Annotated in this window: 12 protein-coding genes; 9 read left to right on the forward strand and 3 right to left on the reverse strand. The window is 59.5% G+C overall.

Translation table 11 applies throughout. The annotated features are described in order from the left end of the window. Positions 1-438 precede the first annotated feature (438 nt). Positions 439-1074, forward strand: coding sequence for a ribonuclease HII (locus E2L05_RS14630; protein ID WP_133343647.1), 636 nt, complete (start codon positions 439-441; stop codon positions 1072-1074). Between the two features lie 83 nt (positions 1075-1157). Beyond that, positions 1158-2252: a site-specific DNA-methyltransferase gene (locus E2L05_RS14635; RefSeq protein ID WP_133343648.1), complete on the forward strand. Its 1095-nt coding sequence runs from the start codon at positions 1158-1160 to the stop codon at positions 2250-2252. A gap of 15 nt (positions 2253-2267) precedes the next feature. On the opposite strand, the gene E2L05_RS14640 is transcribed toward E2L05_RS14635, so the two are convergent. After that, positions 2268-2723: an Lrp/AsnC family transcriptional regulator gene (locus tag E2L05_RS14640; RefSeq protein WP_133343649.1), complete on the reverse strand. Its 456-nt coding sequence runs from the start codon at positions 2721-2723 to the stop codon at positions 2268-2270. 138 nt (positions 2724-2861) lie between these two features. Between E2L05_RS14640 and ald the strand changes: the two genes are divergently transcribed. From ald to E2L05_RS14665, 5 genes are all read left to right on the forward strand, one after another. Continuing rightward, positions 2862-3980, forward strand: coding sequence for an alanine dehydrogenase (gene ald, locus E2L05_RS14645; protein WP_133343650.1), 1119 nt, complete (start codon positions 2862-2864; stop codon positions 3978-3980). A 124-nt stretch (positions 3981-4104) separates the two neighbouring features. After that, a complete protein-coding gene (locus tag E2L05_RS14650; RefSeq protein ID WP_133343651.1) occupies positions 4105-4536 on the forward strand; it encodes a universal stress protein in 432 nt (143 codons plus the stop codon). Between the two features lie 20 nt (positions 4537-4556). Next, entirely contained in the window at positions 4557-6110 is a 1554-nt protein-coding gene (locus tag E2L05_RS14655) for an alanine/glycine:cation symporter family protein (protein WP_133343652.1), read from the forward strand. A gap of 233 nt (positions 6111-6343) precedes the next feature. Further along, a complete protein-coding gene (locus E2L05_RS14660; protein WP_133343653.1) occupies positions 6344-8281 on the forward strand; it encodes a DUF3604 domain-containing protein in 1938 nt (645 codons plus the stop codon). Positions 8282-8406: 125 nt separating this feature from the next. Next, on the forward strand, positions 8407-8889 hold the full coding sequence (locus E2L05_RS14665; RefSeq protein ID WP_133343654.1) for a DUF3291 domain-containing protein: 483 nt from the start codon (positions 8407-8409) through the stop codon (positions 8887-8889). 35 nt (positions 8890-8924) lie between these two features. On the opposite strand, the gene E2L05_RS14670 is transcribed toward E2L05_RS14665, so the two are convergent. Then, entirely contained in the window at positions 8925-9794 is an 870-nt protein-coding gene (locus tag E2L05_RS14670; RefSeq protein WP_133343655.1) for a LysR family transcriptional regulator, read from the reverse strand. A 316-nt stretch (positions 9795-10110) separates the two neighbouring features. On the opposite strand from E2L05_RS14670, the gene rpe reads away from it, so the two are divergent. Further along, positions 10111-10800 carry a ribulose-phosphate 3-epimerase gene (gene rpe, locus E2L05_RS14675; RefSeq protein WP_133343656.1) on the forward strand — a complete coding sequence of 230 codons (690 nt, stop codon included), beginning with the start codon at positions 10111-10113 and terminating at the stop codon, positions 10798-10800. Between the two features lie 82 nt (positions 10801-10882). Here the strand turns inward: rpe and E2L05_RS14680 are convergent, their stop codons facing one another. Further along, complete coding sequence (locus E2L05_RS14680; RefSeq protein WP_133343657.1) at positions 10883-11902, reverse strand: ribose-phosphate pyrophosphokinase; 1020 nt, start codon at positions 11900-11902, stop codon at positions 10883-10885. Positions 11903-12114: 212 nt separating this feature from the next. Here E2L05_RS14680 and E2L05_RS14685 point away from each other — a divergent pair, with 212 nt between their 5' ends. Next, positions 12115-13035: a manganese-dependent inorganic pyrophosphatase gene (locus E2L05_RS14685; protein WP_164686569.1), complete on the forward strand. Its 921-nt coding sequence runs from the start codon at positions 12115-12117 to the stop codon at positions 13033-13035. Positions 13036-13118: the final 83 nt, after the last annotated feature.

Genomic DNA, 13118 nt, shown 5'->3' on the forward strand with positions numbered 1-13118 from the left:
GGTCAGTTCTCAGTGAAAATTTGGGGGGCTACCGGGTCACTTCTCAGCAGAAATCAACACTTTATGCGCCTCCGTCGACGTCGATGCTTTCATGCGTTTTCGCTCCTCTCCCCGTTGGGAAAGATCAGCCAAAAACTCCAGTTTCAAATGGTCCATTTTTCAGGCGGCAGGGCACGAAAGTGCTTCTTCCTAGCGTCTGCTCCGCTCGCGACGTGACACGACGGGCGTTGCTCTGCGCCGTGAACCCGATACACATTCTGGGCCAAGTTGAGACCAGTGGTGATACTCTTTACCACTGCTTCCTCCCAACTGGGGTGCTACGATCCATCCATGGCACATTGATCCCGCTGGGGAGTACAGCATCAGTCCCGTCCAACTTGCTGTGAGGCGTGCCGTGACAGTAGTCAGGGCGAACAATAACACCAAAAAAGGGCAACGATGCAGACCAAACCTGATTTCACTTTTGAATTATCCGCAATGAAGGGCGGCGCCCGGCACATTGCAGGACTGGACGAAGTTGGCCGTGGCCCCCTCGCCGGGCCAGTAACCGCTGCTGCCGTCATTCTAAACCCTGATGACATACCAAGCGGGCTCAACGACTCCAAAAAGCTCACGGACCGTCGTCGCCGCGATTTGGCTGAACGCATAAACGCAACAGCGCAGGTTTGCATCGTTCACGTGAGCGTTGCGGAAATTGACAAACTCAACATCCTGCGCGCGTCCCACGTCGCTATGGTACAGGCGGCCGAAGGGCTAAACCCCACGCCGGACCATTTGCTGATCGACGGCAATATGCTGCCCAAGGGCCTTCAGATGCCAGCGGAGTGCATCGTGAAAGGCGATGCCAGATCCCTCTCAATTGCGGCCGCATCAATCGTGGCCAAGGTCGCACGCGACGCTCTCATGGCCGACTTGGCAGCCGAATTTCCCGGCTACGGGTGGGAACGGAACGCAGGATACCCAACCGCGGCGCATCGCGCAGCACTCAAAACCTTGGGTGTGACCCCGCACCATAGACGTAGCTTTGCTCCGATACACAACATCTTGTACCCCGACATAAACCTAACCTCCTGATTCCAAAAACAAATTGACCGCGAATCAGTTTTGACTCATTTTGGAAAAAAAAGCGCAACCGCGCATATCCAGAGGCAGTCCAGATGAAACGCACCAAACCCGAGGCAGCCCCCCTGCCGCGCAACGAAATTTTGCAAGGCGATTGTATCGCGCACATGAACGCGCTGCCCGAAGCGTCGGTCGATTTGGTGTTCGCTGATCCCCCCTACAACCTGCAACTGCGCGGCGATTTGCATCGTCCCGATAACAGCCGCGTCGATGCTGTCGATGATGCATGGGATCAGTTTGACAGTTTCAAAGCCTATGACAAATTCACGCGCGAGTGGCTGGCAGCCGCCCGGCGAATTCTGAAGCCGAACGGGGCGATCTGGGTGATTGGCAGCTATCACAACATTTTCCGCGTTGGCGCCGCGCTTCAGGATGCCGGGTATTGGGTTCTGAACGATGTGATCTGGCGCAAATCCAACCCAATGCCAAATTTCCGCGGAAAACGCCTGACCAACGCCCACGAAACGCTGATCTGGGCCTCCCGCGGCGAAGGATCAAAATACACGTTCAACTACGAAGCGCTCAAGGCGCTCAACGATGATATTCAGATGCGATCTGACTGGGTTATTCCCCTGTGCACGGGCCACGAACGGCTCAAGAACGAACAGGGCGACAAGGCGCATCCAACGCAAAAGCCCGAAGCGTTGTTGCACCGTGTGATCGTTGGCACCACCAATCCCGGCGATGTCGTGCTTGACCCGTTCTTCGGAACCGGAACAACCGGGGCCGTGGCGCGGAAATTGGGCCGTGACTTCATCGGGATTGAACGCGACACAGGGTATATCAAGGCGGCAAAGGCACGGCTCGACAAAGTTCGGCCCTATGACCCGTCCGCGATCGAGGTCACGCGCGCCAAACGGGCAGAGCCCCGCGTTCCCTTTGGCCAATTGGTCGAACGCGGCCTGTTGCGACCCGGCGAAGTGCTGGTGTCGCCGCGCGGAAACGCTGCAAAGGTGCGCGCTGACGGCACGCTGGTCGCCGAGAATGTAAAGGGCTCCATTCACCAGGTCGGCGCCGCTCTCGAAGGCGCGCCAAGCTGTAATGGTTGGACCTATTGGTCGTTCAAGCGCGAAGGCAAAACCGTTCCCATCGACGTCCTGCGCCAGCAAATCCGAGCCGAACTTTATTGATCGCAAAGCAGGGCTTTACCGGATCGGATAGCCCCGCCACTGCTGCACCGGCTTCAGGGTGAAAATCGTCTGCATACTCGCCACGCTCGGCAGACGAGACAGGCAATCGCGGTGGATCGCGGCATAATCTTCCATGTCGCGCGCCACCACCCGCAGGATATAGTCCGCGTGGCCACTGGTCAGATGACATTCCAGAATATCGTCGAACCGCTTGACTGCCTGCTCAAACGCCTCAAGCACGCCTCGTGCCTGTGAATTCAAGCTGATTTCCACGAAAACCTGCAACTTCAGACCCAGCTTGACCCGGTCGATCCGTGCGGCATAGCCCGCAATAATCCCATTCTCTTCCAATGCCCGCACCCGCCGGTGGCAGGCGGATGGTGACAGGCCGACATCTTCGGCCAGCGCAGAGATCGGCCTCGCGCTGTCTTGCTGCAACGCAGAAATTATCTTGCGATCAAAGACATCCATCGGAAAATTTCCCGCTATACTCATATTTCTCGCAAAATATTGCCACATCCCCCAAACAACCGCACGCAGAAACGCAAGATTTCCCGCCAAGAACACCGCACAACCGCCGCATACTCATTCCGACAGGGGGATCCAGAAATGATCATCGGCACACCACGCGAAATCAAGAACCACGAATACCGGGTCGGCCTGACCCCGGAAAGCGTTGTCGAACTGGTGGCCCACGGCCATCACGTATTGGTTGAAACCGGCGCAGGCGCTGGGATTGATGCCGATGACGACACCTATGTCACCGCCGGGGCCGAGGTGGTCGAAACCGCGGCAGAGGTGTTTGCCCGCGCCGACATGGTGGTTAAGGTCAAGGAACCGCAAGCCGCTGAACGCGCCATGCTGCGCCCCGGTCAGATCCTCTATACCTACCTGCACCTCGCGCCCGATCCGGAACAAACCCGTGATCTGGTCAAGTCTGGCGCAATCTGCATCGCCTATGAAACCGTCACCGATGCCCATGGCGGCCTGCCTTTGTTGAAACCCATGAGTCAGGTCGCTGGCCGCATGTCAGTTCAGGCCGGCGCCACCACGTTGGAAAAGGCCCATGGTGGGCGCGGCGTCTTGCTGGGCGGTGTGCCCGGCGTGGCCCCTGCAAAGGTCTGCGTCATCGGCGGCGGGGTCGTCGGATTCAACGCGGCCCAAATGGCCGTCGGGCTGGGCGCAGATGTCACGATCCTTGACCGTTCCCCCGAAGTGCTGGAGCGCCTTGGCATTCACTTCGAAGCACGCGCCAAGACCCGTTTTTCAAACACGGCCAACCTCGCGGCCTGTGTGGCCGAAGCGGACCTGGTCATTGGCGCCGTTCTGGTGGCAGGCGCCGCCGCGCCCAAGCTTGTGACGCGCGATATGCTGTCCACGATGAAACGCGGCGCTGTGATCGTCGATGTTGCGATTGATCAGGGCGGCTGCTTTGAAACCTCGCACGCGACCACACATGCCGACCCGACCTTTGTTGTGGATGGTATTGTCCACTATTGCGTCGCAAACATGCCCGGCGCTGTCGCCCGCACATCCACCTATGCGCTGAACAACGTCACCCTGCCCCATGCCCTGCGCATCGCTGATTTGGGCTGGGACGCCGCCCTGGCCGCCGATCCGCACCTCGCAGCCGGGCTCAATGTGCAAAGCGGCCGCGTGGTTCACCCGGCCGTAGCATCAGCTCTCGGTTATGAAAATCTGCCAAAAAAAGATGCAGACGCCGCATAACATGCCTGTCATTTACGACAGCTGCCATTAGTCTGGCGTCGTTGGAGCCCGGTAACAATCTCGGGGAAGCAATCCAGCGACGCAACCACAACGATAACAAAATAGCTCAACGGGGAGTGTCTAAATGCCGAACGAACTTTATGTCGTCGCTTATGACGGCGAACACAGACGGGCGGTCGATCATGCGATCGAAAGCGCAAAACGATCGGGGGCGAAACTGCATATCGTCCACGTCATCGAGTGGTCTCCGTACCGCTTCCTGACCCCACAAGAACTTGAAGAACGGCACAAGCGCAGATCCGAAGAGGTTGCACGCGCCGAGGCCGAAGTCATTCAGCCGATCCTGTCCGAAATGACGGCGGCAGGCCTGACAGCAACCGGCGAAATCCGCTATGGCAACGTTGTCGAACTGCTTGCCTCCATCGCTCAGAAACAGCACGCCACAGGTATCGTCATGGGACGCTCGGGTGGAACCAGCTTCGGCGGCCGCGTCTTCGGCAGCGCCGCGATGGGTCTGGCCCAAGTGTCGCCCGTGCCCGTGACAATCGTGCCATGAGCCCGGACAGGAGAACATCAATGAACAGAATTATTCCCGCGACGCTTGCCGCCGCACTCGCGCCTTTGTCCGCCGCTGCGCAAGGCATCGACGAAACCATCAACTCTGTCGTCGGCTCCGCAACCGGCCCCTTTGTCAATTTCATCTTCGCCCCCTTCCCCGGCACCTCCTTCCCTTGGATCGTGATGTGGCTTGTGGTCGGCGCAACGATCTTCACCTTCTACTTTGCCTTCATTCAGGCGCGCGGCTTTGGCCATGCAATCGGCCTGGTAAAAGGCGACTACTCCGATCCGGATGACGAAGGCGAAGTCAGCCACTTTCAGGCACTAGCCACCGCCCTGTCGGGCACCGTCGGGCTTGGGAACATCGCAGGCGTGGCCGTGGCCGTGTCAATCGGTGGTCCGGGCGCGACCTTCTGGATGATCTTGGCCGGACTCATGGGCATGGCATCCAAGTTCACCGAATGTACGCTGGGCGTGAAATACCGCAATGAATACCCTGACGGCACCGTTTCGGGCGGTCCGATGTACTACCTGACCAAAGGAATGGCGGAACAGGGCAGGGCCACGCTGGGCCGAATTCTGGCCGTTCTCTTTTCCATCTTCTGTATCCTCGGCGCATTTGGCGGCGGCAACATGTTTCAGGCCAATCAGGCCCATGCACAGTTGGTGAACATCACCGGCGGCGCGGAGAGTTTCCTTGACGGCAATGGCTGGCTGACCGGCATCATCATGGCAGGCGTCGTGTTCGTCGTGATCGTTGGCGGCATTAAATCCATCGCGCAGGTGACCGAGAAACTCGTTCCCCTCATGGCGGTGATCTATGTCGGTGCGGCACTCATCATCCTGATCGCCAATTACGACCAGATCGGCGCTGCATTCGGGCAGATCTTCCAAGGGGCCTTCACCGGCATGGGCGTTGCAGGTGGCATGGTCGGCGCGTTGATCCAAGGCTTCAAACGGGCCGCCTTCTCGAACGAAGCTGGCGTTGGGTCGGCCGCGATCGCACACTCCGCCGTGCGCACCAAGGAACCCGTGACCGAAGGCTACGTGTCGCTGCTTGAGCCGTTCATCGACACTGTCGTGATCTGCACCATGACAGCACTCGTGATCATCATCACCGGCGTGCTCAATCAAGACCCAACCACCGGCCTCTATGTCTGGGACGCTGAGCTTGGCCGCATCGCGACCGAGGGTGGCATCACCGGCGTGGAACTGACCTCTGCCGCGTTCGGCTCCACCATCGGGTGGTTCCCGTTCATCCTGGCCATCGCGGTCGTCATGTTCGCCTTCTCGACCATGATCTCCTGGAGCTATTACGGCCTCAAAGCGTGGACGTTCCTCTTTGGCGAAGGCAAAGCCAGCGAGCTGACCTTCAAGGTAATCTTCTGCATCTTCGTGGTCATCGGCGCGGCCATGAGCCTTGGTCCGGTCATTGACTTCTCCGACGCTGCGATCTTCGCAATGGCGGTGGTGAACATCACGGGCCTGTATTTCCTGATGCCAATCGTCAAGCGCGAGCTGGAGAAATACAATGCTAAGCTGGCATCGGGTCAGATTGCCAAGGTGAAGTAACACCCGCGACCCCGCTAGAACCAAAAGGGCGCGCTTTGGTGCGCCCTTTTTCGTGCGCCATGTGGGCAGACCGGCAACGCACACCCATCGGTCACCTCGTCGCGGCGCACCATCCGCCACGCCCCCAAGGAACGCGCCGCGCTACATGATTATGATGGTTAGCAAATTTGGAAAGCGTGATGTAAACTTCTCGTTGAAACACCAAGAACACTTGGGGACCGGGGGGAAAATCAATGAGAAAGCTCACCACATCGCTTCTGTGCGCGACCGCGTTGACCATAGCGGCGATACCAACCGCATCGCAGGAATATCAGGCCTCAGAGGGGCAACTGAACGACCTGTTTCCAGACGGAAAACCCTATTCCCCCTACGCCGACCGAACCTTCCCAGAACGCCCGCTGTGGGGCGACAGCCATTTGCACACGGCCTTGTCCATGGATGCGGGCGGCTTTGGCAACCGGCTAGGTCTAGACGCCGCCTATAGATTCGCGCGGGGCGAGCAAGTAGTCGCATCGTCAGGTCAGCCAGTCCGCCTCTCGCGCCCCTTGGACTGGCTTGCGATTACCGACCATTCCGACGGAATGGGCCTGATTCAGGATATCCTCGCAGCCTCGCCCGCTGTGACCAACTATGAGCAAGGCGCGCGTTGGTCCAAAGGTATGCGTGCAGGCGGGCAAGAAGCCGTGGACACGGCGCTGGACCTGATAGGCACCTTTTCGCAAGGCGCAGTCGATCCCGAAATGTTCGCCAACTATTCACCCGGATCGCGGCGCTACGCCACGATCTGGGATGATGTGATCGACGCCGCAGAAACCTATAACGAGCCGGGCAAATTCACCGCTTTCATCGGCTTTGAATGGACCTCTCTAGAGGCAGGCGCGAACCTGCATCGCAACGTGATATTCCGCGACGGCCCAGATCGCGCACGGCAGGTCGTCCCCTACACCACACAGGCCCCGGTCGGCAGCACGGACCCACTCGATCTTTATAAGTACCTTGAAGCGTATGAAGAAAAGACCAACGGCGCGACCATGACTTTTGCCCATAACGGCAATCTGTCAAACGGCATCATGTTCCCCATGGACGCGCAATATACCGGGCGGGCCATCGACAAGTTCTATGTCGAACAGCGCGCCAAATGGGAACGGATGTACGAAGTCACCCAGATCAAGGGCGATGGCGAAACGCACCCGTTCCTGTCCCCCGACGACGAATTCGCCGATTACGGCACATGGGACGTGGGCAACCTCGATCTGTCCGCCGCCAAGACGAACGATATGCTCGCCGGGGAATACGCCCGCGAAGCGCTCAAGAACGGCATGGTTCTGGAAGAGAAGTTAGGCACCAACCCCTATAAATTCGGGATGATCGGCGCCACAGACAGCCACACATCGCTGCCCGCCGTCGAAGAAGAGAATTTCTTTGGCAAACACGCAGGTTATGAACCCTCCGCCGAGCGGCTCAGCCACCCCTTCATGAAAAATGAAAACGGCGAACTGTTCTCATGGCAGCAAGTCGCCTCTGGCTTGGCCGCTGTCTGGGCCAAGGACAACACCCGCGCCTCGCTCTTTGACGCGATGGACCGCAAGGAAGTGTACGGAACCACTGGCCCGCGGATCACCGTGCGCTTCTTTGGCGGCTACGATTTCGCACAATCGGACCTGCGCACGCGCGAAGTGTCCGCCGTGGGATACCTCAAAGGGGTGCCTATGGGGGCCGATCTGACGGCCGCGCCAGAAGGCAAGTCGCCCACCTTCCTTGTGGCCGCCCTGCGGGACCCAATCGGCGCGAACCTCGACCGCGTGCAGATCGTAAAAGGCTGGCTGGATGCAGACGGCACCACCCATGAAAAAGTCTATGATGTGGCATGGTCAGACGATCGCGAGCCGAACAGCGACGGCAAAATCCCCGCCGTGGGCAGCACCGTCGACCCGGCGACCGCGACTTGGACCAACACCATTGGCGCAGCCGAACTTATCTCTGTGTGGCAGGACCCGGACTTTGACGCAGCCCAGCGCGCATTCTACTACGCCCGCGTTCTCGAAATACCGACGCCGCCCTGGTATCTCTATGATGCCGTGCGCCTCGGATCCGATGTGCCGGACGCCGCCCCGCAAGAGCAACAAGAGCGCGCCTACACCTCGCCGATCTGGTACACGCCCGAAACGTAGGTCCTTGCGCCCTTGATCACGGCCGCGCAGATTGGTGCGCGGCCCACCCCGCGCCGCGGCCTCTGATCCAAGTTTCCAAGGTCAGGCACCGGTGTCACTCAATTCATGCAAGCACAATAAATTACATGCAGTTTTTTCCACCTGCCGCAGATTGGGAGCTAGCAGAAGTCAATATCGCCCGTCTTCTCGCTCCTATGACAGATCCGAAAACCCAACCCTTTGTTGACGCACTTGACCGTATCAATGGCATCGCGGAACGAATGGACGGCTTCCTTTGGCGCCATGTGGATACCGGCACCAGCACCTTCTGTGATGATCCACTTATGATCTACAACGCATCGGTCTGGTGCGATCTTCCAAGCCTTGAACGCTTCGTATGGGGCACCGTGCACGCGCGCTTCGTTGACCGCCGCGCAGAATGGTTCGGGGTGCTCGAGTCCGTGCAATTTGCAATGTGGTGGGTTCCGCCCCGGACGCGCGTCACCTTTAAGGAAGCCAAAAGCCGCCTTGCCCATTTGGGCGAACACGGCCCGTCGGAATATGCCTTCGGCTGGCCCTCGTTCCCATCGTCAGAAAAACCTGACACACAGACTGATCCGGCACCATAGGCGCGCGCGTGCCCGGCCAAACGCGCGCCCTTGCATCAGCCCCGCAGCGGCCGCGCTCCAGCCAAAAGATCCGCGTTATCCCGGTAAAGTCGCGTAAGGCGCTCAATCAAGCGGCGCACCGGGGCGCGGTGCCTGTCATCATCATGCATGACAAGAAACTGCTCCTCGGTCAGTTCTTCAACCAACGGACCGGCACGCGCCAACGCAGGGTCACTATCCCCCACCATACACGGCATGATCCCGATCCCCGCACCGGCCCGCACCAATTGATGCAACGTTGCGATGGAACTGGTCTGCACACAAATCGGGTGCCCCTGAAGACGGGCCCATTGCGATGCAGCGTGCCGCGCATGCTCCGGATCAATTCCCACCCAGCCCAGCGCGTCAGGCCGCGGGGTGTTCCACGCCCGAAAAGGCGCGAACCGCAATGTGCCGAGCCTTAAGGATGCGGCATTGCTGGTGTCCGCAGGGCGGTTGCGGATGCCAAGATCGATTTCCCGGTGGGCTATATCCAGAACCGCCTCGGCTGTGATGAACGCAATATGAAACTCATCCCCCGGACGGGCCAGCGCGCTATAGCGATCTGCCAGAAACATCGCTGTTCCAGTCCCCGCCGACAGCCGCACCACGGGCCGCGTCCCTTGCGCACCAATCAATTCCTGCACCGGTTGCGCCGCCGCCTGCATGGCCTTCACCCGTCGCAGCAGCCCTTCCCCAAAGGCCGTCAAGGTGTACCCGGTTTGCGCACGTTTGAACAAAACCTGCCCGATGCGCTGCTCAAGGGCAAGGATACGCCGCCCCAATGTCGGCGCGCTCACCCCGGTTTGTCGCGCCGCGCTGCTCAACCCTCCGTGCTCGGCGACACGCAGGAACAGCCTAAGGTCATCCCAGTTCACATCTTTCATAATTGAAATACTCACTTCGGTATGCGGCGCATAAATGCGTGATGGATCAGCCTATAGCATGATTATCGAAAAGCAACCGGAGCAAGCCTCATGATGCCCGTGATCCGCCCATTGCCACATACACCGCTCACAAACGCCGAAATTGACGCGCTCGGAGCCCCTGCGGCACGCCTGCTGCGCGTATTTCGCCTGAAACGTGCATCCCTTTGGCGTTTGACCTCAAGACGCACACAGCCCTCAGATTGATGCGCATGTTGAACCGCGCGCGCAGGGTCGCTAAGAGGCGCACAATCCCACACATCGGAGCCTGCCGCCCATGACCTTTACCCGCGAGATCAAGATCGCCCCCTCCATCCTCTCGGCGGACTTCGCCGATTTCGGACGCGAGATCACTGCAATCGAGTCGCAAGGCGCAGATTGGGTCCATGTGGATGTGATGGATGGCCATTTCGTGCCAAACCTCACCTTTGGCCCGCCCGCCGTGAAAGCGTTTCGTCCGCATGTAAAAACCGTCATGGACGTGCACCTGATGATCGCGCCCGTTGATCCCTACATCAACGCCTATGCCGATGCCGGTGCAGACATCCTGACGGCGCATCTGGAAGCCGGACCGCACATTCACCGCACATTGCAAGCCATCCGCGCCGCCGGGATGAAAGCAGGCCTCGCCCTCAACCCCGGCACCCCTGCCGAAGCCGCCGCGCACTTGATGGACATGGTGGATCTGATCTGCGTGATGACCGTGAACCCCGGCTTTGGCGGGCAAAGCTTCATCGATATGACCGGCAAGGTGCGCCAGCTGCGGGGCATGATCGGCGATCGCCCAGTGCATATCCAGATTGACGGCGGCGTCACACCAACCACCGCCCCGCTAGTCGCGGCCGCAGGCGCGGACGTGCTGGTCGCTGGGTCTGCAGTGTTCAAGGGCGGCTCAGTGAGCGATCCGGCCCCCTACGGCGCGAATATCGCCGCGATCCGGGCTGCCGCCAACGCCGCATTAGCCTGACACCGAAGCGCCCGCCCCCCCCCGGCGCGGGTCCGCCCAAGTCTGTTAAATCACGCGNGCGGGTCCGCCCAAGTCTGTTAAATCACGCGCGCGGATAGAACCCTTCGTAAATCGGGCCAAGCGTGTTGGTCTCGAACAGGGACGACACAGAGGTGCCGTGCCAGATATTCAGAATCGCCTGCGCAAACATCGGCGCAACCGGCACGATACGAATATTCGGCGCAGCTTTCACCGCAGCAGACGGTGCAATCGAATCCGTCAACACAAGGCTCTTCATCCGCGAATTGCTGATCCGCTCCACCGCGGGGCCAGACATCACACCATGCGTGATGTAGGAATGTACCTCGGACGCACCGGCATCCAACAGAACATCTGCCGCTTTGCACAGCGTCCCCGCCGTGTCGCAAAGGTCATCCACGATGATGCAGGTCTTGTCCGACACATCGCCGATCACTGTCATCTCGGCCACTTCGCCGGCCTTCTCACGACGCTTGTCCACAATCGCCAACGGGCATCCGATCCGCTGCGCCAACTCGCGCGCACGGGCCACACCGCCAACGTCAGGCGAAATCACCATAACCTCGTCCAGACGCCCGGCGAACTGATGCTCGATATCCAACGCAAACACCGGCGAAGCATACAAGTTATCCACCGGAATATCGAAGAAACCCTGAATTTGCGCTGCGTGCAGGTCCATGGTCAAAACCCGCTCAATCCCGCCCTGCGCAATCATGTTCGCGACCAGTTTGGCCGAAATCGGCGTGCGCGCTTTGGTCCGGCGGTCTTGACGGGCATAGCCGAAATACGGAATCACCGCCGTAATACGCCCGGCACTGCTGCGCCGCAGAGCGTCTGCCATGATCAACAATTCCATCAGGTTGTCGTTGGCCGGGTTCGACGTGGATTGAATTATGAACATATCTTCGCCGCGAACGTTCTCGAAGACTTCGACGAAAATCTCGGCATCGTTGAATCGCTCAATGCGGGCATCGACCAAACCAACGCTCATCCCTCGATGCATCGACATGCGGCGGGCGACGGCCTCGGCAAGGGGCCTATTGGCATTGCCAGAAATCAGCTTGGGTTCCACGGGATTTGGCATGGCGGGGTCCTCTGGTCTGTGACAAAGCCGTTACAAGGCGCGCCTTAGCACCCGAAGACGACAAAACCAACCACTCGCCACCCCCATGCGCCGCTTTAGTCCCCATAGCGCGACATGCGTGCATCCCTGCGGCGATAAAACCAGAACACACGGCGTGACTCGCCCCGCGCGTGAGCATATACCGCGCGCAAACGCACAACGAACGGACAGACATCATGATCAAGGTATTTGGCCACCAGGCCCCCGACACCGATTCCACCGGAAGCCCACTGATCTGGGCGTGGTACCTGACCGAAGTTCGCGGCACCCCGGCCGAAGCGAAACTTCTGGGCGAACCAAACACCGAAGCCGCCTTTGTTCTGGACCGCTGGAACCTGACGAAGCCTGAAATAATCGCCGATGTATCGGCGGACGATCAGGTTGTCATTGTTGACACCAACAACCCAGCCGAACTGCCCGCATCCATCAACGATGCGGATATTCTGGAAATCATCGACCACCACAAACTGGTCGGCGGCCTGGAAACCAAAGGCCCGATCAGCATCACCGTGCGTCCGCTGGCGTGCACTGCAACCATCATGCACGACCTGATGGGCGACGACGCGGCCAAGATGCCTGAATCGATCAAAGGCGCGATGTTGTCCTGCATCTTGTCCGATACGCTGGAATTCCGGTCGCCCACCACCACGGACGCCGACAAGTCGCTGGCCATCGCGCTGGCCGCCGATCTTGGTCTGGACGTGACCGAGTACGCGACCGAGCTTTTCGCCGCCAAATCCGACGTCTCGGCCTTCTCCGACGCTGAACTGATCCGCATGGACAGCAAGAAATTCGACGTGGGCGGCAAAACCTTCCGCGTGTCGGTTCTGGAAACCACCGCGCCGGAAATCCCGCTGAACCGCAAGGAAAGCCTGATGGCGACCATGCCAACCGTCGCGACAGAAGATGGCGCTGACGAAGTGCTGCTGTTCGTGGTCGACATCCTCAAGGAAGAAGCCACGCTGCTGATCCCCAACGACATCGTCAAAACCGTGGCCGAAAAAAGCTTCGGCGCGACCGTCACCGGCGATCACGTGGTCCTACCTGGCATCATGAGCCGCAAGAAACAGATCATCCCGGCTCTGACGCTGTAAAGCAATCATTTCTCAAATTTGGAAAGGGGTTCCGGTCACGGGGCCCTTTTTCATGCCAGCCCAACGCAAGGGCTGTGTCACGA

It is taken from the genome of Meridianimarinicoccus aquatilis (assembly GCF_004358675.1).
Taxonomy (GTDB): Bacteria; Pseudomonadota; Alphaproteobacteria; order Rhodobacterales; family Rhodobacteraceae; genus Meridianimarinicoccus; species Meridianimarinicoccus aquatilis.